Source organism: Paraburkholderia sp. Tr-20389 (assembly GCF_017104565.1).
Classification (GTDB): Bacteria; Pseudomonadota; Gammaproteobacteria; order Burkholderiales; family Burkholderiaceae; genus Paraburkholderia.
The window spans coordinates 55,007-80,003 of record NZ_JAAGPD010000005.1; the positions used below are offsets into that span (position 1 = coordinate 55,007).

Annotated in this window: 19 protein-coding genes and 1 tRNA gene; 8 read left to right on the forward strand and 12 right to left on the reverse strand. The window is 62.8% G+C overall.

Going from position 1 to position 24,997, the window contains the following annotated elements:
* Nucleotides 1-73 precede the first annotated feature (73 nt).
* The 3 genes from G3N95_RS07710 to G3N95_RS07720 all read left to right on the forward strand — a co-directional run bounded on the left by G3N95_RS07710 (nt 74) and on the right by G3N95_RS07720 (nt 2,812).
* On the forward strand, nt 74-892 hold the full coding sequence (locus tag G3N95_RS07710; RefSeq protein WP_205969414.1) for a flagellin domain-containing protein: 819 nt from the start codon (nt 74-76) through the stop codon (nt 890-892).
* 169 nt (nt 893-1,061) lie between these two features.
* Nucleotides 1,062-2,489, forward strand: coding sequence for a flagellar filament capping protein FliD (fliD, locus tag G3N95_RS07715; protein ID WP_205969415.1), 1,428 nt, complete (start codon nt 1,062-1,064; stop codon nt 2,487-2,489).
* A 26-nt stretch (nt 2,490-2,515) separates the two neighbouring features.
* Entirely contained in the window at nt 2,516-2,812 is a 297-nt protein-coding gene (locus G3N95_RS07720; RefSeq protein WP_205969416.1) for a flagellar protein FliT, read from the forward strand.
* A 147-nt stretch (nt 2,813-2,959) separates the two neighbouring features.
* Here G3N95_RS07720 and G3N95_RS07725 read toward each other — a convergent pair whose 3' ends face one another.
* The 7 genes from G3N95_RS07725 to G3N95_RS07755 are packed head-to-tail and all read right to left on the reverse strand — an operon-like array spanning nt 2,960 to nt 14,724.
* Nucleotides 2,960-5,401 (reverse strand): glycosyltransferase family 41 protein, encoded by a 2,442-nt coding sequence (locus tag G3N95_RS07725; protein ID WP_205969417.1) that lies wholly within the window; start codon nt 5,399-5,401, stop codon nt 2,960-2,962.
* 51 nt (nt 5,402-5,452) lie between these two features.
* On the reverse strand, nt 5,453-7,828 hold the full coding sequence (locus tag G3N95_RS07730; protein WP_205969418.1) for a tetratricopeptide repeat protein: 2,376 nt from the start codon (nt 7,826-7,828) through the stop codon (nt 5,453-5,455).
* 22 nt (nt 7,829-7,850) lie between these two features.
* Entirely contained in the window at nt 7,851-9,056 is a 1,206-nt protein-coding gene (locus G3N95_RS07735; RefSeq protein ID WP_205969419.1) for a class I SAM-dependent methyltransferase, read from the reverse strand.
* Nucleotides 9,053-9,994, reverse strand: coding sequence for a UDP-glucuronic acid decarboxylase family protein (locus G3N95_RS07740; protein ID WP_205969420.1), 942 nt, complete (start codon nt 9,992-9,994; stop codon nt 9,053-9,055). The genes G3N95_RS07735 and G3N95_RS07740 overlap by 4 nt, the downstream gene beginning before the upstream one ends.
* Nucleotides 9,991-11,871 carry a tetratricopeptide repeat protein gene (locus G3N95_RS07745; RefSeq protein WP_241018309.1) on the reverse strand — a complete coding sequence of 627 codons (1,881 nt, stop codon included), beginning with the start codon at nt 11,869-11,871 and terminating at the stop codon, nt 9,991-9,993. The genes G3N95_RS07740 and G3N95_RS07745 overlap by 4 nt, the downstream gene beginning before the upstream one ends.
* A complete protein-coding gene (locus tag G3N95_RS07750) occupies nt 11,868-14,000 on the reverse strand; it encodes a tetratricopeptide repeat protein (RefSeq protein WP_205969421.1) in 2,133 nt (710 codons plus the stop codon). The genes G3N95_RS07745 and G3N95_RS07750 overlap by 4 nt, the downstream gene beginning before the upstream one ends.
* 34 nt (nt 14,001-14,034) lie before the next feature.
* Nucleotides 14,035-14,724 carry a glycosyltransferase gene (locus G3N95_RS07755; protein WP_205969422.1) on the reverse strand — a complete coding sequence of 230 codons (690 nt, stop codon included), beginning with the start codon at nt 14,722-14,724 and terminating at the stop codon, nt 14,035-14,037.
* Nucleotides 14,725-15,175: 451 nt separating this feature from the next.
* Between G3N95_RS07755 and G3N95_RS07760 the strand changes: the two genes are divergently transcribed.
* The 3 genes from G3N95_RS07760 to G3N95_RS07770 all read left to right on the forward strand — a co-directional run bounded on the left by G3N95_RS07760 (nt 15,176) and on the right by G3N95_RS07770 (nt 19,377).
* Nucleotides 15,176-16,879 (forward strand): glycosyltransferase, encoded by a 1,704-nt coding sequence (locus G3N95_RS07760; protein ID WP_205969423.1) that lies wholly within the window; start codon nt 15,176-15,178, stop codon nt 16,877-16,879.
* Between the two features lie 201 nt (nt 16,880-17,080).
* Complete coding sequence (locus G3N95_RS07765) at nt 17,081-18,391, forward strand: DegT/DnrJ/EryC1/StrS family aminotransferase (RefSeq protein ID WP_205969424.1); 1,311 nt, start codon at nt 17,081-17,083, stop codon at nt 18,389-18,391.
* The gene (locus tag G3N95_RS07770; RefSeq protein ID WP_205969425.1) at nt 18,388-19,377 is read left to right on the forward strand and encodes a hypothetical protein; all 990 of its coding nucleotides are present in this window, start codon (nt 18,388-18,390) and stop codon (nt 19,375-19,377) included. The genes G3N95_RS07765 and G3N95_RS07770 overlap by 4 nt, the downstream gene beginning before the upstream one ends.
* A gap of 6 nt (nt 19,378-19,383) precedes the next feature.
* Here the strand turns inward: G3N95_RS07770 and G3N95_RS07775 are convergent, their stop codons facing one another.
* The 4 genes from G3N95_RS07775 to G3N95_RS07790 are packed head-to-tail and all read right to left on the reverse strand — an operon-like array spanning nt 19,384 to nt 23,194.
* Nucleotides 19,384-20,103 (reverse strand): WbqC family protein, encoded by a 720-nt coding sequence (locus tag G3N95_RS07775; protein WP_205969426.1) that lies wholly within the window; start codon nt 20,101-20,103, stop codon nt 19,384-19,386.
* Nucleotide 20,104: 1 nt separating this feature from the next.
* Nucleotides 20,105-21,286, reverse strand: coding sequence for an aminotransferase class I/II-fold pyridoxal phosphate-dependent enzyme (locus G3N95_RS07780; protein ID WP_205969427.1), 1,182 nt, complete (start codon nt 21,284-21,286; stop codon nt 20,105-20,107).
* Nucleotides 21,283-22,479, reverse strand: coding sequence for an aminotransferase class I/II-fold pyridoxal phosphate-dependent enzyme (locus tag G3N95_RS07785; RefSeq protein WP_205969428.1), 1,197 nt, complete (start codon nt 22,477-22,479; stop codon nt 21,283-21,285). Before G3N95_RS07785 ends, G3N95_RS07780 begins: the two co-directional genes overlap by 4 nt.
* A 22-nt stretch (nt 22,480-22,501) precedes the next feature.
* A complete protein-coding gene (locus G3N95_RS07790; RefSeq protein ID WP_205969429.1) occupies nt 22,502-23,194 on the reverse strand; it encodes a class I SAM-dependent methyltransferase in 693 nt (230 codons plus the stop codon).
* A 90-nt stretch (nt 23,195-23,284) separates the two neighbouring features.
* Here G3N95_RS07790 and G3N95_RS07795 point away from each other — a divergent pair, with 90 nt between their 5' ends.
* Nucleotides 23,285-23,443, forward strand: coding sequence for a hypothetical protein (locus G3N95_RS07795; RefSeq protein WP_205969430.1), 159 nt, complete (start codon nt 23,285-23,287; stop codon nt 23,441-23,443).
* A gap of 129 nt (nt 23,444-23,572) precedes the next feature.
* Here G3N95_RS07795 and G3N95_RS07800 read toward each other — a convergent pair.
* Nucleotides 23,573-23,648, reverse strand: a tRNA-Arg gene (locus G3N95_RS07800).
* Between the two features lie 364 nt (nt 23,649-24,012).
* Here G3N95_RS07800 and G3N95_RS07805 point away from each other — a divergent pair.
* Nucleotides 24,013-24,963, forward strand: a complete 951-nt coding sequence (locus tag G3N95_RS07805) for a c-type cytochrome (protein ID WP_205969431.1) — start codon at nt 24,013-24,015, stop codon at nt 24,961-24,963.
* Nucleotides 24,964-24,997: the final 34 nt, after the last annotated feature.

Below are 24,997 nucleotides of genomic sequence, written 5' to 3' on the forward strand. Positions count from 1 at the left end.
TGCACACAGTAAGGCGCGACGCCGAGCCAAAACAGCCTCCCACATCGAGGCGTTTTACAAACGAGGACGCAAAATGCTGAATATCAACACCAACATCGCTTCGCTGACCGCGCAGAACAACCTGTCGGGTTCGCAAAGCGCACTGTCGCAGGCGATCAACCGCCTGTCGTCGGGCAAGCGTGTGAACACCGCTGCCGACGACGCGGCAGGTCTCGCGATTTCGACGACGCAAACGGCGTCGATCAACGCGCTGACGCAAGGTTCGTCCAACGCCAACAACGGCATCTCGATGGTGCAAACCACGAACGGCGCGCTGCAGTCGGTCGTCGACAACCTGCAACGTATCCGCCAGCTGGCAGTGGAAGCAGGCGACGGCTCGCTCGACTCGAACGCACTGGCAAACCTCCAGTCGGAAGTGTCGACCCGTCTGACGGAAATCACGCGCGTTGCGCAACAAACGACGTTCAACGGCCAGTCCGTCCTGAACGGTATCGGCTCGGTCAACTTCCAGATCGGCGCGTTCAACGGCCAGCAGATTACGGCCAACTTCGGCACGCAAAAGTGGGACGCGAGCAGCCTCGGCGTCAGCGGCCTGTCGGTTTCGACGGCATCGGGCGCTCAAGCAGCAATGAGCACGATCGACAGCGTTCTGACGAGCGTGAACACGTTCCAGGCAACGCTGGGCGCAACGCAGAACACGTTCCAGGCTGCCATCTCGACGACGAACACGCAAGCGACGAACATGAGCGCAGCACGTTCGCAGATCACCGACGCGGACTTCGCGACGGAAACGGCGAACCTGTCGAAGGCTCAGGTTCTGCAGCAAGCTGGTATTTCGGTTCTGGCGCAAGCGAACTCGATGCCGCAGCAAGTTCTGAAGCTCCTCCAGTAAGCGTAACGACTGGCGGCGCGCAGTACGGCGCCGCACGCCGAAGCCGCGGCTCACGCCCGGCTTCGGACTATAAAAATAGCTGGATCGCATGGTTGGGAGGCTCGCCTCCCATCATGCATTTGAACGCCGAGAACCCAACGCAGTCCGTTTCGCCAATCGGAGCACCCGCATGACCACCACGTCGACTTCGACTTCATCAACTGACATCACTACCCTGCTACAGCAGGCAGCGCAGTCCATCATCAGCGGCTCGACCAAGTCGACCCTCGATGTGAATTCACTGGTGTCGGCGCTCGTGACGGCGAAAACTGCGGCTCAATCGTCGGCGATCACGACCAAGCAGACCTCGGACAACGCCGAGCTCTCCGCAATCGGCAAGATCAAGTCGTCGCTCTCGTCGTTGCAGACGGCATTGAGCGGATTGTCCGACGGCACGTCGCTCAATCAGCTCGCAGTCGCGGTCAGCGGCACGGGCGTGACGGCATCGACGGCAACCGGCAAGGGCGCAGTGGCCGGCAACTACACGTTGCAGGTCACCAACATTGCGACCGCCAACAAGATTTCCTCGCAGGCTTACACCTCAGGCGCTAGCCTCGGCAGCGGCACGCTGACGGTCGGTGTGGGCAGCAGCACCATGCAGATCAACGTATCGTCGAGCGATACGCTGGCGACCATCGCCAATTCGATCAATACGGCGAACAACAATCCTGGCGTATCGGCTGCCGTCATCACGGCGGCCGACGGCCAGCATCTGGTCCTGACCTCGACGGCGACGGGCGCTGCCAACACCGTGTCGGTGTCGGCAGGCACAGGTCTCGACTCGGGCCTGAACACGGCCAGCTTCACGCAGGTCACGACGGGCAAGGACGCGAACTTTTCGATCGACGGCAACGCGATCACGAGCGCGTCGAACGTCATCACGTCGGCACTGACGGGCGTGAACATCGACATCTCGAACGCGACGGCCAACAGCACGCAGACGATCTCGATCACGAACGACACGTCGGCGTCCGAAAAGGCCATCAACGACTTCGTCACCGCTTACAACAGCTACGTCACGACGGCCACGGGGCTGACGTGGGACTCGACCCAGGCAACGGGCTCGCAAGCCGGCCCGCTGCTCGGCGACTCGATGACGAACACGATCACGAACAGCCTCGGCGGCCTGGTCGGCGGCGGCATTACCGTCGGCGGCAAGACCATCAGCCTGTCGTCGATCGGCATCAACCTGCAGCACGACGGCACGCTGTCCGTCGACTCGACGACGCTGGAAACTGCGCTCTCGAGCAACAGCTCGACCGTCGCTGCCGTGTTCAACCAGACGAACGGCATCGGCACGACGCTGAACAACTTCATCAACACGTACACGCAGTCGAGCGGCACGATCGACCAGCGCACGCAAAACCTGAACACCGACCTGAGCAATCTGTCGGATCAGGCGACGCAGCTCACGAACTACCAGAGCACGCTGACCGATCAGTACAACGCGCAGTTCTCGGCGCTGAACACGCTGATGACGACGATGCAGAACAACACGGCCTACCTGAACCAGCTGTTCGGCGGCGGCGGCCTGTCGGGCTCCCTGAACTCGAAGTAACGCACGCACGCCGCTAACCGGAACTCATGATGAACGATTCGCTGAACCGCGCGCTGGATCTGACCCGCGCTCTCGAAGCCGCGGTTGTGCAACAAGACTGGCCGCGCGCGTCGGCGATCGTCGAAGAACGCTCGCCGCTGCTGATGTCGCTGAGCCCGGAGCAAACGCCCGAAGCGTTGGAGAAGATCCGTACGATCCAGCGCATCGACGCGGGCATCGCTGTGCACGCGCGCTCGGGCATGGACCGCCTTGCCGACCGGCACGGCGATGCCCTTCGGCGCATCAAGTCGGTGAGTCTTTACCACACGACGGGCATGCTCTAAGTACCGATCTGAAGAACGCCGCGCGATGTAGTCAAGAAGAACTGCGCGGACTCACAAAGCTGCAGCGATGCAGCTTTTTTTTCGCCTGCGCAAACGCAGATGTCCGCATCGCGCCGCGCAGGCGCAATGCGAACATCGAGATTGCATTCAGTTGCTGCCTGCTTCGTACGCGCGCCACATGCCTTCGAGCGCGTCCTCGAAGTTGCGCGCAAAGCGCCGCGCATCGCACATCGGCGAAGCGAGCACGTGCTCGCGCAATCCCGCGCGCAGCTTCGCCAGCGATTCGGCGCTCGATGCCAGCTCGCGCGCCTTCTCGACATAGCTCGCCTGGTCGTCGCAGATCCACTCGCCGAATCCGGCGGAGTGCAGCACGCTTTCGCAGATATGGCCGAGGAAGCGGTCGCCCTTCATCGCGACGACGGGCACGCCCATCCACAGGGATTCCGCCGTCGTCGTGCCGCCAGGATAGGGGAACGGGCTCAGCACGATGTCGACGCGATGATACGTCTTGAAGTACTCGCCGCGCTTCGATCCTCCTTCGAGAATCAGTTGCGACGCGTAGATGCCACGCTCTGCGAAGCGCTGAAGAGTCGCGTCGACGGCATGCTTGCGATCAAGCTCGTGCGCCTTGATGAGCAGGCGTGAGTCGGGCACTTCACGCAATACGCGCACCCACAGATCGAGCACCTCATCCGTCATCTTCGCGAGCTTGCCGAGATAGCCAAAGGTGACGAAGCCATTTGCCGGCATCGGCAGCGGCCCCACCGAAATGTCATGCTCCGGCGGCGTCATGCACAGATAACCGTCCGGCAGATGCCACGGCTTTTCGATGAAGTGATGCGCTTCTTCGGGTGGCAGCACGTAACGGTCGCCGAGCACATAATCCATCTGCGCGATGCCCGTCGACGCGAAGAATCCAAGCCACGTTACCTGAACGGGTGCCGGCCTCATCGCGAACACGGACAGCCGGTTGAACGCAGTATGGCCCGACATGTCGAGCAGGATGTCGATCCGATCGTCGAAGATCCGTTGGGCCGCGGCCTCACGAGAAAGCTTCCACAGTTGCGTCCATTCGCCGAAGAGCGGCTTGAGCCGTTGCGTCGTCTCGTCTTCGACATCGTTGGTCTGGTAGGCGATCAGTTCGATCCGCGATGAATCGACGTGACGCAACACGCTCTCGGTGAAAATGCCGACGGGATGCGTGCGCAGATCGCCGGACACGAAGCCGACACGAAGCGGCCTCGTTCCGCGCGGCGCACGCGTGTGTGTGAATGGCGTGACGTTCGCGGCCATCCGTTTGCCGAAATAGATCGCATCGACCAGGAAATCCTCGACCGAGCGCTGCGACATGCTCGCCTCGCAAAACAGCAGCGCGGTATGGGCGACGTCGGCATCCGGCGACCGTTCAATCGCGCTCCGATAGCTGTTCACAGCGGCTTCCAGTTCGCCCAGCGAGCGCAGCACGTCGCCGAGATTGATGTGCATCCGCGATGAACCGTCCTTCAGCTTGAGCGCCTTGCGCGCGTAGCGCAGCGCCTCATTCGAGCGTTCGGTTTTCAGATACGCAACGGCCAGATTGTGATGCACTTCGGCATCGTCGTCCGTGAGCGCGACGGCACGCAGATAACTATCGATGGCCTCTTCGTAGCGATAGAGGCCATACCACGCGTTGCCGAGTGTCGCGAAGGCTTCAGCGAGCGTCAATTGAAGTTTCGGCAAACGGACGTACGCAAGCGACGGCGCACCAACGCCAGCCTGATAGGCGTCCACGACCGCCTGCGCCAGTTGCAACGCCTTCGCGTAATGCGCCCGCGCGGCCTCGAGATCGCCCATATCGCGCAACGTGTTCGCGAGATTGTTGTGTACACCGGGCCGCTCGGGATCGAGTTCGATCGAGCGTCGAAGGCTCGCCGCCGCTTCCGCGAGTTCCCCGCGCGCAAGATGCAGCGTGCCGAGACTGTTGTGAATCAGCGCGCGATTCGGGTCGAGCGCGATCGCGCTGTGATAGCTGTCGATCGCCTCGTCGTACTTGCCCTGCTCCATCAGCGCGTTGCCGAGATTGTTGTGCGCATCCGCGTAATGCTGTCTGAACGAGATCGCCTTGCGGTACGCGAGCACCGCGCTATCCGTTTCGCCGAGATCCTTCAGCGCGTTGCCGAGATTGTTGTACGCCTCGGCATAACCGGGCCGCAATTCGATGGCCTGCGCGCAGCTTCGCATCGCCGCATCCGGCTGGCGGTCTTCGCGCAGCGCATTGCCGAGATTGTTATGCGCTTCGGCGTAGTCCGGATTGAGCACGACGGCCTCGCGATACGCGTCGATTGCAGGCGTCAGTTGCCCGTGCTCGCGCAACGCATTGCCGAGGTTGTTGTGATAGATCGCGTTCGGCAGTATCGCAATCGACTGGCGCATCAGTGTGATGCCCGCCTCATGCTGCTGAATCTGGCAGGCGAGCAGCCCGAGAAAATGCAGCGCATCGGAATGCCTGGGATTGGCGCGCAGGATCTCGTCGTAGATCGCCTTGGCTTCGACGAGCCGCCCGGCCTGATGATGCGCGAGCGCGGTGTTGAGAAGAGTAGCGTGATCCACTTTGATCCTTTCGATTTATCTGGAGCGAAGCGCGCGAGCGCTCGCTTCGCGTCATGCAGCGTGCGAAGCCGCGTACTGCGCCCACATTCCTTCGAATGCCGCTTTAAGGTTGACCGCGAAGCGCCGCGCGTCGCACAGCGGCGACGCCAGCGTCTGCGCCCGCAAACCTTCGCGCAATCCCGCGAGACGCTCGGGCTGCGACGCCCACATGCGAGCTATTTCGATGTATGCGTCTTCGTCGCGCGCAATCCATTCGGCGTGGTCCGCTGCGTGGAGCACACTCTCGCAGATGTGGGTGACGAAGCGGTCGCCGGCGAGCGCCACGACGGGCGTGCCCATCCACAGCGCTTCCGCCGTCGTGGTGCCGCCCGGATACGGAAACGGGCTCAACATGATGTCGACGCGGTTGTACGCCTCCAGGTATTCGTGCCGAGGAGAGCCGCCTTCGAGAATCAGACGCGACGCGTCGATACCGTGCGCCCCGAAACCGTCGATCATCAATCCGCGAGCTTCGTTGGCGTCGAGGCGGTGCGCCTTGAGCATCAGCTTCGATCCGGGCACGGCGTGCAGAATGCGCGACCAAGTCCCGATCACGCCGGGCGTGACCTTGAGGAGCTTGCCGAAATAGCCGAACGTGACGTGGCCGTTGCGTTGCATCGGCAAGGGGCCGACGCTCACGTCGTCGTCAGGCGGCGTGAAGCACAGATAGCTGTCGGGCAAACGCCAGATCCTCTCGCTGTAGTGCGATTCTTCATCGACGGGCACCACACGCGGATCGCCTAGCAGGTAGTCGATCTGCGGCACGCCCGTCGTGCCGAAATAGCCGAGCCAGGTCACCTGCACGGGCGCGGGCTTGCGCGCGAAAAGCGGCAAACGGTTGTGCACCGTGTGGCCCGACAGATCGACAAGAATGTCGATTCCATCGTCGCGGATCATCTGCGCAGCCTGCGTATCCGACACGTTCACGAGACTGCGCCACACGTCGAAGCGTCGCTTCAGGCGTTGTGTAATGGGGTCTTCGTCGCTGGCTCGCGTCGCATAAGCGATCAGATCGAAGCTGCCGTCGGCAAAATGCTCCATCGCCGATTCGATGAAGATCCCGACGGGATGCAGCTGCAAGTCGCCCGAAACAAAACCGATGCGCAATTTGCGTCCATCGTTTCGCCGTGGCGGATGTGCGTACGGCTTCGCGCGTCGGGCGACGCGCTCGCCGAATTCACGCGCAGCGGCGAGCGTTTCCGAAGGAGTCGTGCCGGCATGCGTGGCGAGATCGAAAATGAGGCGATTGTGCGCAAGCTCCAGATCGCCGTCGATCGCGAGACCACGCCGATAGCTGTCGATCGCGCCGTCCGCGTCGCCGAGGATACTCAATGTGTCGCCCAGATTGAGGTGCGGCACAGGCAGATGCGGCGCGAGTTCGATGGCGATGCGAGCGCTCTTGAGTGCTTCGTCGGCTCGGCCATGCTTGAGCAACGCGACGGACAAGCGGTGATGCGCGTCCGCGTCGCGCGGCGCAAGTTCTGTCGCCGTCTGGAAACAGAGGACTGCCGCGTCGAGCTTGCCGGCTTCCCGGTAAGCGTCGCCGAGTTCCAGATAACCCGATGCCTCATTGGGCGCGAGTTCCACCGCGTTCGTCAGAGCCAGCGCAGCTTCGTCCCAGCGATGGCGGCCGCGCAGCCACTGCGCGAGCATGCGAAGACGCGCGGCATTGGCGGGATCGCGTCGCGCCGCCTGTTGCAGTACTTCGATCGCGGCGTCGATTTCGCCGCCCGCGTGCAGCAGCTTCGCGAGACTGTCGTAGCTGTCCACACGATTCGGATCGAGCGCGAGCGCGCGACGGAACGCGGCAATCGAAGCGTCCGCGTTGCCGCGCCCTGCTTCTGCGCGCGCCAGGTTGCCGAACGCATCCGCGTAGTCGGGCCTGTGCGCGAGCGCCTTCTGATACGCCAGCACCGCGTTGGGGAGATCGCCGAGATCCTTCAGCGCGTTGCCGAGATTGTTGTACGCCTCCGCGTAGCCGGGCCGCAGCTCGATCGCCGTTGCACAGCTCATCATCGCGGCGTTCGCGTCGCCCGCTTCGCGTAACGCGTTGCCGAGATTGTTGTGCGCCTCGGCGTAATCGGGACGCAGATTCACCGCATGCCGGTAGCCTTCGATCGCTTCGCCAAGCTGACGACGTCCGAGCAGCACGTTGCCCAGATTGTTGTAGTAGACGGCATTCGGATTCGCCGCAATCGATGCGCGCATCAACGCGATGCCCGCGTCCGCGCGATTCGTCTGGCACGCGAGCAGTCCGGAGAAATGCAGTGCGTCGGATTGCGCCGGCTCGGTTTGCAGAATGGCGTCGTAGAGCGCCTGTGCGTCGGCGAGGCGCCCTGCCTGATGATGCGTCAGCGCGGCGTTCAGAAGACTGGGAATGTCGTGCATGGTCAAACGTCGTCCGGCCGGTTCAATAAGGATGCGACTGCGTGAAGAAATCGACGAGGCCGCCGTCGTGCTCGATCATCACGCGCTTCGTCGCGATGCCTTCACGCGTCATCTCGGCGATGATGTCGCGCGCGCGCCATTGCGTCGGAATCACGATCACGTCGACATCGGTCTGCTTCAGCACGTCGCGGAACTCGATCCGCTGGCCGGTGCCCGGCACGAAGGTGCCGACCTTGCCCGGATCCGAATCGACGACGAGTGGAAAGCGCTCGGCATCCGCGCCGAAATGATGGATGAACGCCGCCGCCTTGCCCGTGCCGCCCCAGATCGCGACGCGCTGACCCGACGCGCTCAGTTGCGACAGTTGCTGCGAAATCGTCGCGCGGCTTTCCACAGTGCGGGCCGCGAAACGCGTAGAGGCTTCCGCACGAGAGCGCGCGTGCGCGGGCACCGCGAGCTTCACGAGTGCGTAGACGACCTCTCCGTCATAGCCGTGATCGAGCGTGACGATTTCACCGGCGCGCGACATCAGCGTGCGGAACGATTCCGTCGTGAAGTGCGACACATGCTCGTAGAAAAAATCGGCGAGACGATGCGTGTCGAACACCCGGTCGATGCACGGCACTTCCGCGAACAGCCAGCAATTCTTGCCCGCCGACATCGCGCCCCATGCGAGTGCTTCGAGCAGGCGTGCCGGTCCCGTCAGATGCTCGAGCACATGGCGAATCACGATCGCATCCGGCCCGAACGCGCGCATATCGGCGAGCGGCTCGAACAGGCGCGGATGAAACTCGACGCCAAGACCTGTCTCCGGCGTCGCATTCGGATCGAAGCCGATGAAGCGGCCACCCGGACGCGCCTGCGCGAGTCCGCGCACGAAATGCCCTTCGCCGCAGCCGATTTCGACGACGTTCGGTGCATCGGGCAAGCGCGACAGTACGAGATCGCGTGTCTGCGCGAGATGCCCCTTCCAGATGCTGCCGCTGTTGAACATCCGGTTCGGGTTGCTTTGATACGGAATCGCGTCGTATTCGAAGCGGTGATTCCACACGTGCGTGCACGACGGGCACTGCACGAAATCCTGCGCATGACGCGGCAGCGATTGCGCGGCGTGCGCGGAGCCGGGCCACGCGAGCGTCGCCAGGGTCTGCTCGCCCGCCGGAAAAAAGCCCGCGGCAACCGTGTTCGAGCAAACGGGACAAGCCGCTTCGATCAGATCGCAAGTCATTGCTTCACTACCTTTTTGAAGTACGCGATGGTCTCCTTGAGACCGTCTTCGAGCGCCACGCCCGGCTGCCACTCGAGATGCTGGCGGGCCTTCGCGATGTCGGGACGGCGCTGCACCGGGTCGTCCGACGGCAGCGGCCGGTACTCGATGCGCGAGCGCGAACCCGTGAGACGCAGCACCGTTTCCGCGAGTTCGCGGATCGTGATCTCGCTCGGATTGCCGATGTTGAACGGCCCCGGCTCGCCTTCGTGATCCATCAGACGCATCAGCCCTTCGACGAGATCGTCGACATAGCAGAACGAGCGCGTCTGGCTGCCGTCGCCGTACAGCGTGATCGGTTCGCCCTGCAGCGCCTGCATGATGAAGTTCGACACCACGCGGCCATCGTCGGGACGCATGCGCGGACCGTACGTGTTGAAGATCCGCGCGATGCGAATGTCGACGCCATGCTGACGGTGATAGTCGAAGAACAGCGTTTCCGCGCAACGCTTGCCTTCGTCGTAACAGGCGCGCGGCCCGTTCGGGTTCACGTTGCCCCAGTAGGTTTCGCGCTGCGGATGCTGCTGCGCGTCGCCATAGACTTCGCTCGTCGATGCCTGCAGGATGCGCGCGCCGCAGCGCTTCGCGAGTCCGAGCATGTTGATCGCGCCGAGCACGGCCGTCTTCACCGTCGATACGGGATCGCTCTGGTAATGCACGGGGCTCGCGGGACACGCCATGTTGAACACGCGGCCCGCTTCGACATACAGCGGCAGCCACACGTCATGGCGGATCACTTCGAAGTTCACCTTGCCGATCAGGTGGTGAATGGTCTGCTTGCTGCCCGTATGGAAGTTGTCCACGCACATCACGTCGTGACCGGCCGCAACCAGCCGGTCGCACAGATGCGAGCCGAGAAACCCCGCGCCGCCCGTGATCAGGACCGACTGTGCGTTCACTGCGCCGCCTCCGCGAGCTGCGCGACGCGTTGTTCCCACATACCGTGCAGCGCCGCTTCGAAGTTGCGCGCGAAGCGTGCCGCGTCGCACAGCGACGAGTCGAGCAATTGCGCGCGCAGACCGCTGCGCAGCGCCGACAGAAGCTCGCGGTTCGCGGCGAACGCGACGGCTTTCTCGACATAGGTGGCATCGTCGGCTGCGATCCAGTCGGCGAGACCGGCCGCATGGCAGATCGTTTCCGCGATGTGCGTGACGAAGCGCTCGCCGTGGCGGCACAGCACGGGCACGCCCATCCAGTACGCTTCCGCCGTCGTCGTGCCGCCGCCGTATGGGAACGGGCTCAGCATCATGTCGACGCGACGGTAGGCGGTGAAGTATTCGTCGCGCGCCGAACGCCCTTCGATGATCAGGCGCGACGCCGGAATGCCGCGTGTCGCGAAGCGGCGAACGAATGCGTCGCGTACGTGAGCGTCGTCGAACTGGCCGGACTTCAGGAACAGCATCGACCCGGGCACTTTCTGCAACAGTGTCGACCACACGCCGACCACGTGATCCGTCACCTTCGTCACGTTGCCGAAATAGCCAAAGGTGACGTGGCCGTTCGCGAGCATCGGCAGCGCGCCCGTTTCGACGGAATCCGTGGGCGGCGTGAAGCACAGATAGCTGTCAGGCAGACGCCACGGCTTTTCGACGAAGTGCGCTTCTTCTGCTTCAGGCAGTACGTGTGCATCGCCGAGGATGTAATCGATCGCGCGCACGCCCGTGCTCGCGAAGTAGCCGGGCCAGCTGATCTGCACGGGCGCCGGCTTCCATGCGAAGAGGGGCAGACGGTTGTGCGTGCTGTGGCCCGACGCGTCGATCAGGACGTCGATGCTGTCGTTGCGGATGCGCTGCGCGGCGGCTTCGTCAGCGACACCGGCAAGGCTCGTCCACGCCGAGAACGACGGCTTGATGCGCGCCGTCAGTTCGTCTTCGATGTCACGCGTCGGATAGGCGACCAGTTGCACGCGTGACGCGTCGAGATTCGCGAGCACGCTTTCGATGAAGTACCCGACAGGATGCTTCTTCAGATCGCCGGATACGATGCCCACGCGCAACGGACCGCCTTCGCGCGAGCCCGCATCGGCGAGCCACGTGTCGAACGGCGTCGCGCGTGCGGCCATTTCGTCGCCGAATTTCAGCGCCTCTTCCAGATACGCTTGCGGCGTCGTCTGCTGCGGATAGTTCAGTGCGAACAGCAGATTGCTGCGCGGCTCCGCGAGATCGGGGCGTAGCGAGATGGCGTTGCGCCACGCTTCGATGGCGGCCTCGAGTTCATCGAGTTCCATCAGCGTGTTCGCGAGGTTGTTGTACGCGCGCGCATGATCCGGCTTCAGGTTGATCGCCTGGCAGAACGACTGCACGGCCGCGTGATGATCCTTCACCGCGCGCAATGCATTGCCCAGGTTGTTGTGCGCGTCGACGTAGTCGGGCTGCATCGCGATTGCCTGGCGGAAGCATTCGGCCGCGGCGGCAGGCCGGTTGTACGCCTGCATCACGTTTCCGAGGTTGTAGTAGTAGAACGCATTCGGATTGCGCGTGATGGCCGCCATGATCAGATCGCACGCCGTCTGGTACTGGCCGAATTCGTGCGCGATCAGGCCGAGCAGATGCATGGCATCCGCGTGATTCGGATCGATCGCGAGAATCTGGCGATACAGCGTTTCCGCTTCGTCGAAACGCTCGGCCTCGTGATGCGCGACGGCCGCTTGCAGCATCGATGCGATGCGTTCCTGCGCAGCCGCATCGGGCGCCGCCGGTGCCGGCGCAGCGCCGAAATTGGCGGGCGTCGGAATGCGCTGCCACGAGCCGTTTTGGTTCTGATTGAAGTCTGTCATGCGAAATTGCGCTCCGCGGCGTGGCGGGCGTCCCCTGATGAATGTCGATGCGGTTGGGCGGGCTGCCCGTCGTTTGCTTGATGGCATGCGACGTGGCGCGCCCACATGCCGTGAAATGCGTCTTCGAGATGGCGCGCGAAACGCGGCGCGTCGCACAGCGGCGACGCCAGCAGACGTTCGCGCAGCGTGCGCCTGAGCATTGCCAGTTCGTCGCGCTGCGCGCCGAGGCGGACGGCTTTGGCGACGTACTCCGTGTCGTCGCTCGCGATCCAGTCGGTCAGGCCCGCCGTGTTCACGATGCTTTCGCCGACATGCGACAGAAAGCGTTCGCCACGGCGCGTCAGCACGGGCACGCCCATCCACAACGCCTCGACGCTGGTCGTGCCGCCCGCGTACGGAAACGGATCGAGCGCGATGTCGACGCGGTTGTACGCCGCGAGCAGTTCTGCACGCGGCGACTGGCCTTCGAGCATCAGACGCGCGCCGTCGATGCCATGCGCGGCGAAACGCGCAAGCGTGGCGTGCTGCACGGATGGGTCGTCGAGTTGCCGCGTTTTCAGCAGCAGACGCGAACCCGGCACGGCGTCGAGCACGCGCGCCCACAGCGCGACGACGGCATCGTTGAGCTTCACCAGATGGTTGAAGCAGCCGAACGTGATCGCGCTGTTCGCGCTCGCGGGCAACGGGCCGACCCCGATATCGAATGGCGGCGGCGTGAAGCACAGATAGCTGTCGGGCAGATGCCAAGGCGCTTCGACGCATTGCGACGCTTCGTCGAACGGCAGCACGTAGCGGTCCGCGATCACATAATCGATCGCGGCAAGTCCCGTCGTCGCGAAGTAGCCGAGCCACGTCGCCTGCACGGGCGCGGGCTTCCACGCGAACACGGGCAAACGGTTGTGATTCGTGTGGCCCGACAGGTCGACGAGAATATCGATCGCGTCGTCGCGGATGCGGCGCGCGCACGCTGCGTCGTCGAGCCGCGAGACGTCGTGCCATGCGCTGAACTGCGGCATCAGGCGTTGCGATACCGCGTCTTCGCGCTTGCGCGTCGCGTAGGCCACGAGTTCGATGCGCGTGCGGTCCAGATGGCCAAGCACGCTTTCGAGGAAAAAGCCGACGGGATGCGAGTTCAGATCGCCGGACACGAAGCCGATGCGCAGACGCCTGCCCGCGTCGTCTGCGTTTGCAATGTGCTGGAAGGGCTGCGCCTTTGCCGATTGGTGTGCGCCGAACGCGCACGCTTCATCGAACTGCTCGCGCAAGCTCACGTCCGGCCGCGTATTGAGCAACAGCAGCAGATTGCTGTGCGCCTGCGCGAAGCCTGGGTCGAGCGCGACGGCCCGCCGATAGCTTGCCGTCGCCTGATCGAGCCGGCCCTGATCGCGCAGCACGTTGCCGAGATTGTTATGCAGCGACGCGCGGCCCGGTTCGAGCGCGAGCGCGCGCTGATACGACTCGGCGGCACTCGCGGCGCGGCCGTACTTTTCCTGGATGTTGCCGACGTTGTTGTGTGCGTTCGCGTCGTTCGGATTCAGTGCGAGCGCCTTGATGTAGCTTTCGAGCGCCTCTTCGTCGCTGCCGAGATCGAGCAGCGCGTTGCCGAGGTTGATCCACGCTTGCGCATGCTCTGGCTTGAGGCGGACCGCCTGCTTGCAGGCGACGATTGCGGCCAGCGAGTCGCCCTCTTCGCGCAGCGCGTAGCCGAGGTTGCTGAGCGCGTCGGCGTAATCGGGGGCGAGCGAAAGCGCCGCGCGATACGCGGCAATCGCGCCCTGACGGTCGCGCGCGCGGCCGCGCATGTTGCCGAGGTTGTTCAGGTAGATCGCGTTTGGATGCAGCTGGATCGATTGCTCGATCAGATTGAGGCCCGCGGGCAGATTGCCGACGTCGCACGCGAGCACGCCGAGAAAGTGCAGCGCATCGGCGTGCGTCGCGTCGGACGCGAGGATCTGCTTGTACAGTTCGGCGGCTTCGCTCACGCGGCCTGCCTGATGATGCGTGAAAGCGGCCTGCAACGTTGTGGCGGCATCGAAACCGGGCGATGGCAACGGCGCACGCGCGTGCGCACTCCCGTCCATTGGGACGTCGCCGTTCGTGGGTGTTTCGTGATCGGCTGGCGCTTGCATCGGAAATCCTGGCGTGCTGCGGCTGACGGCGCGCTCAGACGCCCATGTATTTCTGCATGTAGCGCTCGTACCCGCCACGCCATGCCGGGCTGCCGAACGAACCGCCGCTTTCGTGAACCACGCTCATCGGCCACGTTCCCATGCGCAGTCCGCGCGATTCGGCCTGGCGGCAGAAATCGAGGTCGTAGAAGTGGAAGTCGAAGCGCTCGTCGAAGTTGAGCCCGCTGGCGATCAGGCGCTCGCTATCCGCCGCGAGCAGCAGGCCGTCGAGCAACTTGCATTCGCGCCCGGGCGGCCCGTAGATGGACATGTTCGTGCACGGGAAGCCGTTGCCGTGACCTACCACGCCGCTCAGGTACTGCGAATCGTCGCGTGTGAACGTCGCGTCCCGGAAGAACCACGACGGCTGGCCCGGCAGGCGGCGCGTATTGCCCGCCAGTCCGACGATGTCGAACTGCGTGACGGCTTCGCGGATGCGGTCCATCCAGTAGAAGTCGCACAGATGCAGGTCGTCGTGCAGGAAGACGAGGATCGCCGGGTCGTTGCGGGATTGCTCGATCGCGTAGTTGTAGATCGACGAAAGACCCGCCCGGTTGTTGTCGAACAGCATCAGCTGCGGCGGCGTCGCGTGGCGAAACAGCGAGAGCGAACGGCCGAGTGCCGTCTTCTGCGAGAAGTCGTCGTAAGAGGCGCGCGTGCCGCAAACCAGGCGAATGGGCTTCATAAACGGATAGTCCAGGAAAAGACGATGGTCCAGGCGTCAACGGGACGCCGGCACTGGTGCAGGCTGAGCGCGCGCAGTGCGCTCACGCTCTGACACCTGGCATCGCCACAAGGGAAAACTGCGCATCAGCGACAGATGAATCATCTTGCCGCTTATTCTGATGGCCGGCCGCCGCGCGTGATCGATGGATAAGGACGCGAAAACGGGCGCTATTCCCCGAACTGTGCAGCAGGCCAGATTGCCGTCCGCCTGTAAGCCTCACCTCGAGTGGTCCGAAATACCCGCTAAATGGCGGTCTGTTTCCCGGATTAAAGCGCGGCAATCGGCGGTAGTCTCGACGCATCGCTGAACACCTGCGTCCAAACGCGCTCGCCTGCATGCCATTCGACGGCCTGCCGCCGACCGGAGCCGCGACGCCTACAACCAGACTGAATACGGAGAGTTCGTTTTAATGGCAACGGTCAGTATCCTGATCCCCGCGTACAAGCCACAGTACCTCGCGCGGGCGATCATCAGCGCGCGAAATCAGACGTTCACGGACATCGAGATTCTCGTGGGCGACGACACGCCCGACGGCAAGCTCGCAGAAATCGTCCAGAGCATGGACGATCCTCGTGTCCAGTACTTCCACCATGGCTTTCAGAAAGGCACGCGCAACATTCTGGCGCTGTGGGAACGCGCGAAAGGCAAGTTCATCAAGTTTCTCTTCGACGACGACGCTCTGTTGCCGACATCGGTCGAGGCGTTGGTCGCCGCGCTGCGTGCGAACCCGGATTCGGTGCTGGCCTTTCACGAGCGCGTGTTCGTCGATGCCGACGACAAGGTCACGTCCGCTCCTCCGCGTCTTCTCGACGACGGCAAAACTGCCCGCATCGATCGCAGCTTCCTCGTCCAGAACATGGTTGGCCTGCTGAACAACTTCGTCGGCGAGCCGAGCAACGTGATGCTCGATCGCGAGCGATTCGATGCAGCACGGCTTTTTCATTACCGCTCGCAGCGACTCGACTTCCTCGGCGATGTGGCGACCTATCTGAACGCCTCCGAGCAGGCGCCGATCGTTGCCGTCGGCGGATACCTGAGTGCGTTCAGGCGGCACGCCGACCAGGCATCGAATCAGTTCAGCCCGCACATCAGCGCTGGCCTGTACGAATGGGAACTGTTGGCACGCAGCGAAGCCGCCGCCGGAAACCTCAGCGGCCTCGCGCTTGAAGGCGCGAAACGTCAGCTGGCACAGCTCTATGCCATGTGGGCCATTCGATTGCCGGAGATTGCACGCCTCGCCGCCAATCTCGACGAACTGGTCCAGCGCAATCCGCTCGAGTTGCTCGACTCGAGCCAGTTCCAGGCCGACCTGGCTCACGCGCGCAAGGCGTTGGGAGCCAGGATCGCCGCGCGTCGCAAGGCCGCCTCAACCTCACCGGACGAGAAGTTCTGCGCGCTCTGCGAAACCCCGGTGCCGGGCTGGATAGCCCATCCCCAGGCAAACAGCAACCGGGAGTTCATGCAACACATCGGCGCTGTCGGCTCGACGCTCGAACACCATCTATGCCCGAATTGCAATTGCAACGATCGCGAGCGGCACCTGTGGCTCTATTTCGATCGGGCTGGGATTCTCAAGGACATCGCCCAGAAACGCATCCTGCATATCGCGCCTGAGGCGGGGATCGAGCGGCGCTTGCGCGCGCTCGCGCCGCTGGAGTACGTGGCCGGGGATCTCTCCCCGCAAAAGCCCGACCACCGTGCGATCAACGTGGAGCGTATCGGCTTTCCCGACGGATATTTCGATCTGATCGTTTGCAATCACGTACTCGAACACGTCGACAGGCCGGATACCGCGCTCGCCGAGTTCGCCCGATGCCTCGCCCCTGGCGGCCATCTGGTTGCACAAACGCCTTATTCGCCACTGCTCAAGCAAACGTTCGAGCTCACGATTCCCCCGTCCAAGCCCTTTGCAACGCATTACTTTGGACAGAGCGACCATGTGCGGCTTTTCGGCGCCGATCTTCTCACCCGCATTCGCGCGGCGGGATTGAATGGCGACCTGTATCCGCACACGACCGTGCTCGGTGGTATCGACCCGGTCGCCTGGGGTTGCAACGAGCGCGAGCCTTTCTTCCTGTTCGCCAAGGGGCCGGCACCCGTATTCGCGGATTGAAAGGGATGGTCGAACGCACCGGGACGGCAACGCGCACCGTTCCGGCAAATTGAAACCCATTCGCCCCGTTAATTCACCGACCGTCCCATGCGCGTCGATGACAAACTTTGAACAAGCCTGCCTTCGATTGCGTTCGAAGGCGATATTCCCAGCTCCGCGACGCGGGCTCGAACGATAACGACTGACGAGGCGCATCCCCTCATGACCACGGACATCCTGTTTGCCAACCGCCAGGTGGCTGGAGCCCCTTCAGGGCAGGACGCGCAGCCGCTCGCCAGCTCCCCCACGAACACCGTATCCGGACTCGGCGCGCCAGGCAGTCCGATTCCCGTTACGCAGCCCTACCTGCCCCCGCTTGAGGAATTCCAGCCGTACCTCGAGGAAATCTGGAAACGCAAATGGGTGACCAATAACGGCGTGTTCCATCGGGAACTCGAAAAGCAGCTGTGCGAGTATCTCGGCATCGAACATCTCTCGCTGTTCTCCAATGGCACGCTGGCGCTTATTACCGCGTTGCAGGCGATGAAGATCACGGGCGAGGTGATCACCACGCCGTTCAGCTTCGTGGCGACGACGCATGCGCTGCACTGGAACGGCATCAAGCCGGTGTTCGCCGACGTCGATCCCGTCACCATGAATCTCGATCCGGAAAAAATCGAAGCTGCGATCACGCCGCAGACGACCGCGATCCTTCCGGTTCACGTCTACGCCAATCCGTGCGACGTGGAGCGTATCGAGACGATCGCGGACACCTATGGCCTGCGCGTTATCTACGACGCAGCGCATGCGTTCGGCGTTCGCATTCGCGACCGCTCGATTCTCGAATACGGCGACATGTCCGTGCTGAGCTTTCACGGCACCAAGGTGTTCAACACGTTCGAGGGCGGAGCCATCGTCTGCAAGGACGAGAAAACCAAGCGCCGCATCGACAACCTGAAGAATTTCGGTTTTGTCGATGAGACGACCGTGGTGGCGCCCGGCATCAATGGAAAGATGAACGAAGTTCAGGCCGCCTTCGGCCTGCTTCAACTGAAGCACATGGAGCAGGTGTTTGCACAACGCTCGGCTATCGATGAGCGCTATCGCAAGGCATTTCGCAACGTTCACGGCCTCGCCATGCACGATGTGCCCGAATACTGCTCAAGAAACTACTCGTACTTCCCACTGCTCGTACGGCCCGAGTTTCCGCTCAACCGGGACGAGCTGTATGAGGAGTTGAGGAAGCACCGGATCGCGGCGCGCCGATACTTCTATCCGCTCATCAGCGAATTCCCGATGTATCGGGGCCTGCCGTCCTCCGGCGCGCACAATCTGCCCGTCGCGACAGCGTTATCGCGCCAGGTATTGTGCCTGCCCATCTATCCGGCACTCGAGCAAGGCGAGCAGGAACGCATCATCGAAGTGATCCTCGAGTGTGCGCGGCGCAGTCCCGCGCATGTTGAACGGACATCGGGCAGTGGCGCAACGGATCATGCCCGGGTATCCGTTCTGGTTCCAGAGGCAGGACGATGAATAGCGACGCAATAGGCGGGTATCTCGAACTGGAATTGCCGCCGGGCAACGGTGAGCACTATCCCGATGCGCTGCGCTTCCAGTCCGCCCGCGCTGCGTTTCTTGCGTTGCTGATGGCGGGCCGGCCCGAGCGTATCTGGATGCCGTGGTACAACTGCGAGACCATGCTCGAGCCGCCTGCGATGGCCGGCATCCCCGTTCAGCGATACCGGATCGACGCCAGCTTCGACATTGCCGAGGACATTGTTCTCGGCGAAAACGACTGGCTTCTTTACGTGAATTACTTCGGCGTATGCGACGCTCAGGTCGACCGGGTGCTCTCGCGATTCCCGCGCACGCAGATCGTGATCGACAATTCGCAGGCGTTCTTTTCTCCTCCGACGGCCTGCCTCGCGACGCTGTATTCGCCACGCAAGTTCTTCGGCATTCCGGATGGCGGCTACCTGATAACCGGATTGCCCGTTGAGGAACCCGAGGAGCAGGACACGGGCTCGATCGAGCGATTGCAGCCGCTGCTGATCCGAATCGATCGAGGCCCCGAAGCGGGCTATGCAGGCATTCGGGCAGCACGTGCAACGTTGCGAGGCCAGCAACCGAAGCGCATGTCTACGCTCACTCAACGCCTGCTCGCCCATCTCGACTACGCCAGCGCTTTCGAACGCCGCGGCCAGAATTTCGCTCGCTATCACCAGCAGCTTGGCGGCGAGAATGCACTGGCATCGCTCGATGCGCGAGTCCAGGCGCCGCTCTGCTATCCCTTCTGGAATCACCGGGCCGACTTGCACGCTGCATTGGCTGCGAAGCGCATCTTCGTCGCAAAGTACTGGCCCGACACGCGCGGCGGCACCGGCATGGCGGACGACCTCGAGTTCAGGCTGTCGACCGAATGCCTCGCGCTGCCGTGCGATCAGCGTTATGGAGAAGTGGAAGTCGATCGGGTGATAGCCGCGTTGCGCGAAGCCGGCGCAGCCGGGCAAGCTCGATAACGCGTGCTATTGCGCTAGCAGTGTGGTGCCGGCACGCAGCGCATCGACTACCGTCTGCGGCGAATTCCACATCAGGACGTCGAGGATCGAAAGACCTGACTCGAACTGGTAGGGTCCCGTACCATACTCGAAGTGCTCGAAGGAAAGAAACTCCAACGAGATATTGCGTGATGCGAAGTCTGTCGCGTCGAACAACTCCCGGCCACCAACGGGATTGACATACCCGCTCGCCCCCAGCGCCGAGCAGATGGCAGGCGCCCAGCCGCCCGCCGGTAACTTCTCCGGCAATGACAGCGAGAGCTCGGAGCAAATCCGGTAGTTGAACGGCAAACCCAGGTAATCGCAGACGACCTGCAATCCGCGCGCGTTCAGGTGCGTCAGCCGGTCGTTCGTGTTGTCGGCCATCGCGGCCTGCACCAGTCCCTCTACAGCACGATAGTACGGTGCCTTATTCCGGTAGTGACTCAGCTTGCCAAGCACGCTGCGACGCGTTTCCGCCAGGTTAAGCACACGAGCTTCGCTCGTCGTGATCGAGATCGACGAGTTCGACAATGGGACGCTAATGTAATTCCACCCCTCCTTCGGATGCAGGACTCGATTGCGATTCATCCATGTCTTGGGTGTGTACTGCGTGATGTCGAACACCACCCATGCATCCGTGCTGGCAATGAGGGCGAAATGCCCAAGGTACGGAAAAAAATACGGCTGCATGATCCCGAGCTTCACATCACGCTCCCAGCGCTTTCGCGACACGCCCGGCATTACGTTGTGCAGTACGGACTACCGTGGCAATACGCTCGACTACCGCTTCGTCGACCTGCGCGCCCGTGGGCAGTTGCAGGACAGATTCGCACCAGTGCGCGGTATTCGGCAACGAATGGCCGTGATCGCGACACCGCGTGCCAAGGCCCCGGTCCGCGCCGCCTTCGATGTTCTCAGCGCGAAGCACGTCGATCAGCGCGTCGCGGGACAAGCCGAACTCCCGCGCGTCCATCTCGTAGACGACGTTCTGATAATTGCTTGCGCTTACCTGCTGAGGCTTCTTCAGATGCAAGCCGGGTACGTCGGCCAGCAAGGTTTCGTATGCGTTGAACACGCGTCGGTTACGCGCGATCAGTTCCGGCAAATCGTCCAGGTTCATCAGCGCAATCGCGGCCTGGGCTTCCGACAGCCGGCCGTTGCCGGTCTTGCCAACGGGCACCGGGCGCCCCATGCCATAGTTGCTGCGGATATTGCGGATGTGAGCGGCAAGGTCGTCGTCGTTGGTGCAGATGACCGCGCCTTCCGTCGCGCTGAGAATATGGCTTGAATGAAAAGAGATGACTTCGAGCCGGCCAAAGCCGCCAGCCGGCTTGCCGGCGATCTCGCACCCAAATCCATGTGCAGTGTCGAAATAGAGTGGAACGCCATGCCGCGCGGCAAGATGCTCCAACGCTTCGACATCGGCGGCATCGCCCCACAGGTTGACACCCAGAATTCCGCTGACGCCTTCCGTCAAGAGCGGCTCGACCGTTTCAGGACTCAGATGTCCGGTTGCACGCGAGACGTCGCAGAACGCCACCTCGACATCGGCCCAGGCGAGCGACTGCGCGGTGTTCACAAAGCTGAAAGCCGGCACGACGACCTTGCCCTTCAGCCCCAGCGCCTGCGCGGCGAGCGCGAGTCCGATGGTGGCGTTGGTCACGCACATTGCATGGCGCACGTTGAGGCGTTGCTGGAGGCGAGCCTCGAGCGCCTGGGCAAGCGGCCCATGATTCGTGTAGTACTGGCGGGCGAAGATATCCCGAAACGCGGCCTCGTAGCGATCCCATGAAGGGAAATTGTGCTGACCGAGCGCGAGTCGCTGCGCAAGCGCCGGGGCACCGCCAAAGATCGCGAGATTGTCGATGGTGAAAGTGCTTGTGCTCATGCCGGATACCGCTCGTTGATTTCAGTGGCGTGCGTATGAATGAAGTTCAGCAGCGCGACGATCTGCGCAATGTCGGTTTCATCGACGAAATGACCACACGGCAGCATCAGGAAACGCTCTGCCAGCAGTTCGGTCGCGCGCAAATCGCCTGCGACGGTCGGATAGTCGACGCGTTTCTGATGCAGCGCCGGCGAGTAATAGGGACGCGAGAGCATGTGCTCGGCGTGCAGAATCGCGAGTACGCGCTCGCGCTTGACCGGCCAGCCATCCTTCAACTCCACGACGATGTTCTTGTAGCCGCAGCGCTCGCTCTCGTCGAACGGCAACAGACGCATGTCGGGCACCGTCGGGATGAGTCGCTGGTAGGCGCGATAGCGGTCGCGATTGCGAAGTACCTGCGCCTCCACGTCGTCGATTGCGGCCAGCGCCATCGCGGCGTGAATCTCGTTCTGTTTTGCATCGATGCCCACCGGGTCGAGCGAGCCGTCGTCCCGGATGCCGAAGTGACGCATGTCACGCAGTCGCGCGGCAAGCGCGCTGTCGTTGGTCGTCACGTAGCCGCCTTCGAACGCGTTGAACAGCTTGCTCGACTGCATCGAAAAGCATTCGGCCTGGCCACAGGAGCCGATCTTTCGGCCCCGGTAGGTTTCGTAGACCGACTCCACGGCGTCGAACAACAAGGGGACGCCTGTCTGCGCCGATAGCCGCTCGAGACCATCGACATCGCAACAATTGACGATGGGATGCACACCCAGGATCAACGCAGTGTTCTCGTTGATGCAGGGCGCCGCCGTTTCAGCGGTGATCGAAAGCGTCACAGGATCGACTTCGCAAAAGTGCGGGACGAGCCCGGCCCAAGCGACGATATCGGCGAGCCGCCGATACGTGAGCGACGGCATCACAACTTCCTTCTTGCCGGGCAATGCAAGGCACTTCATCGATAGCACCAGCCCCCAGAAGCCGCCGGCGAAAGAGATGCAATGCTCGACCTGATGGAATTCGGCGAGCCGGCGTTCCAGCATCTGCTCGACACGCCCGTGGTCCGTGTATTGCCGCGCGTCATGGAACAGTTTCGAATACGACAGGAACTGCTCGACATCGGGTTGAACCAGATTCGAGATCGAGCGGATGGTATCGAAAACCGGTGTGCCGCCGAAGATGGCGAGATCAGCAGGCTGAGTCTTGCTGAACATGAATGAGTGACCTCTGATGCGGTTAGCGTGCACGTTCGAGCACGGCGTTGTAGCGGTAATGTGCCTGATAGAAGTTGTCGGGCATCAGTTCGACGCGCATACGCCAACCGCATTGGGCGGCCAGCGCCTCAAGCTGCGCTGGCGAGCGCCACTTGCCGATCTGCGACGCTGAATCGTCGAGTTCAGTGGTGAAGTCCTTGCCGTCGTGGAAGAAGAGATGCGCGCGGTCGCGATCCGGCAGATTGCCTAGAAAGATGGTCGTGATGCCCGTGAAGCGATTGAACAGGCTCATCAACAACGCTTGCGCCTGCTCATCGCTCAAATAAGACAGCATTGCGTAGCACAGCGCCTTGCTAAAGCGCTCGGGACGATCTTCAGCGCTGAGATAAGCCAACGCGTCGCTCGCGACGAATCTGAAACCGGCCCGCTGAAACTTGCGCTGTGCGACGGAAATCAGATAGTCGGAAAAGTCCACGCCGACGAATTCACTGCATCCATCGAACAGATATTGTGAGAGCGCGCCGTTACCGCAGCCGAGCTCAAGCAGCACGTCCTCGCCGCTTAGTCCAAGCCCGGCGCGTATCGACTCGACGATCATCTGGATCTGCTCATCCGACACCGGCTTGCCATAAACCGTACGGCGCACTTGTCCCCAGAGATCGTCTGGAGCCAGGGTCTTCGGATACTCCTTGTAGTCGGATTTTGGGTATTCCATACGATGCGGGCTATTCAAGAAGGAGAATCACGCTTAAAGGGTGAAGAGCGAGCGATGCCTGTCGGATGACGCTGCCTCACGAACTCGCTGATGAGCGCCACCGGCGAACATCGCAGCGGCGGGATTTCAATGGATTCCAGCATAACGGCGGTCGCCGATCGCCAATCAGGTGAAAAGAATCGGGTTTCGGTGTTATTTCGTCGCGAACGGTCGCTGAACGGCGGGATGGCGGATCGTCCGGCGATGTGACCGCCAGGCACACGCTGCCAGGTCGTTCGACGGAATGCGGGAGGAAGAGGACTTCGGGAAGAAGTAGATGAGGCAAAGCGGTGGTGATGGTGATCAGCAACAAATACTGACCACGTTTCCGCTAGAAATTGGCGCGCCCGGCTGGGATCGAACCAGCAACCCCTGCCTTCGGAGGGCAGTACTCTATCCATTGAGCTACGGGCGCATTCGGCAACAACTCGGCAAAAAGCGCTGCAAAATCACAAGGTTGATGCGAAATGCGGCGCCAAAGCGAGACCGAGAGCATACCCGGTTTCGAGCTGCCCGTCCACCGCGCCCCTGTCGATGCAAGGCGCTGCGGGCCGTCGAGGTCTTCCGGCACCACCCGCTGCGCCGAGCCGCGCACGCAACCGCACGCGGCAATTGCCGCCCGAACCCCGAAAATGTTCGCGTAAACGCCTACTGAACACTGTCCGGGCCTGCTCGCCGACGCCGAAACCTTCCGTCTATAATCGGTCGTGGCTGATCTAGAACAAGGTTGTTGCCGTCGCGCTGTACCGCTCACAATACCCACGGGAGACGAGACAAGCATGAGCGAAGCACCACACGGAGCCCCGATCAAGACCCCCGGACAGCTGATCGCCGCAGTCATCGCCGGCTTTGCTGTCCCCATCATCATCATCATTCTGCTTGCCTACTACGTCGACAACTCGACGCGCACGGGCGCCGGCACGGACGGTTTGTCCGACGCCGCAGTCGACGCACGCACCGCCCCTCTCGCCAAGGTCGATATCCGCGACGCCAACGCGCCGCGCGTCTACAAGACGGGCGAGGAAGTGTACAAGGCGGTTTGCTCGGCCTGTCACGCATCGGGGGCGGCAGGGGCGCCGAAGTTCACCAACGCGGGCGACTGGGCTGCGCGTATCGCCGCAGGTTTCGATACGCTGTGGCACAACGCGCTGACGGGCAAAGGCGCGATGCCCGCGCGCGGCGGCACGAGCCCGGACGACTACAGCGACTACGAAATCGGTCTCGCCGTCGCCTACATGGCGAACAACGCGGGCGCGAAGTTCGAAGATCCTCCGAAGCCGGTGCCGGGTCAGCCGGCCGCAGGTCCGGCAGGCGCGTCGGGTGCAGCGGCTGCGTCCGGCACTGAGGCGGCATCGGGCGCAACCCCGGCTTCCGGCGCGGAAGGCGCTTCCGGTGCCGCAGGCGCACAAGCCGCCGCCGCAATGGCCGCGATGGCCAACGTGCCGCAAAGCGCAGCGCCCGCGTCGGGTGCCGCGCAGAGCGCGGACGCATCGCAGGCGGGCAAGGCGCTGTATCAGCAGGTCTGCCAGGCCTGTCACGCGGCGGGCGTGCTGAACGCGCCGAAGTTCGGCGACAAGGAAGCGTGGGCGGCGCGTCTGAAGGATCCCATCGACACCGTCTACAACTACGCGCTGCACGGCAAGGGCGCAATGCCGCCGAAGGGCGGATCGAACGCCTCCGATGCCGACGTGAAAGCCGCCGTCGATTACATGGTCAACGCGGCGAAATAAGCAGCGCGCATAACGCCCGCCCAAATAAAAATCC

Coding starts and splice junctions, on each gene's coding strand:
- G3N95_RS07710 (WP_205969414.1), top strand. CDS start 74: ATGCTGAATATCAACACCAACATCGCTTCGCTGACCGCGCAGAACAAC.
- fliD (WP_205969415.1), top strand. CDS start 1,062: ATGACCACCACGTCGACTTCGACTTCATCAACTGACATCACTACCCTG.
- G3N95_RS07720 (WP_205969416.1), top strand. CDS start 2,516: ATGATGAACGATTCGCTGAACCGCGCGCTGGATCTGACCCGCGCTCTC.
- G3N95_RS07730 (WP_205969418.1), bottom strand. CDS start 7,828: ATGCACGACATTCCCAGTCTTCTGAACGCCGCGCTGACGCATCATCAG.
- G3N95_RS07735 (WP_205969419.1), bottom strand. CDS start 9,056: ATGACTTGCGATCTGATCGAAGCGGCTTGTCCCGTTTGCTCGAACACG.
- G3N95_RS07745 (WP_241018309.1), bottom strand. CDS start 11,871: ATGACAGACTTCAATCAGAACCAAAACGGCTCGTGGCAGCGCATTCCG.
- G3N95_RS07750 (WP_205969421.1), bottom strand. CDS start 14,000: ATGCAAGCGCCAGCCGATCACGAAACACCCACGAACGGCGACGTCCCA.
- G3N95_RS07755 (WP_205969422.1), bottom strand. CDS start 14,724: ATGAAGCCCATTCGCCTGGTTTGCGGCACGCGCGCCTCTTACGACGAC.
- G3N95_RS07760 (WP_205969423.1), top strand. CDS start 15,176: ATGGCAACGGTCAGTATCCTGATCCCCGCGTACAAGCCACAGTACCTC.
- G3N95_RS07765 (WP_205969424.1), top strand. CDS start 17,081: ATGACCACGGACATCCTGTTTGCCAACCGCCAGGTGGCTGGAGCCCCT.
- G3N95_RS07770 (WP_205969425.1), top strand. CDS start 18,388: ATGAATAGCGACGCAATAGGCGGGTATCTCGAACTGGAATTGCCGCCG.
- G3N95_RS07780 (WP_205969427.1), bottom strand. CDS start 21,286: ATGAGCACAAGCACTTTCACCATCGACAATCTCGCGATCTTTGGCGGT.
- G3N95_RS07785 (WP_205969428.1), bottom strand. CDS start 22,479: ATGTTCAGCAAGACTCAGCCTGCTGATCTCGCCATCTTCGGCGGCACA.
- G3N95_RS07790 (WP_205969429.1), bottom strand. CDS start 23,194: ATGGAATACCCAAAATCCGACTACAAGGAGTATCCGAAGACCCTGGCT.
- G3N95_RS07795 (WP_205969430.1), top strand. CDS start 23,285: ATGAGCGCCACCGGCGAACATCGCAGCGGCGGGATTTCAATGGATTCC.
- G3N95_RS07805 (WP_205969431.1), top strand. CDS start 24,013: ATGAGCGAAGCACCACACGGAGCCCCGATCAAGACCCCCGGACAGCTG.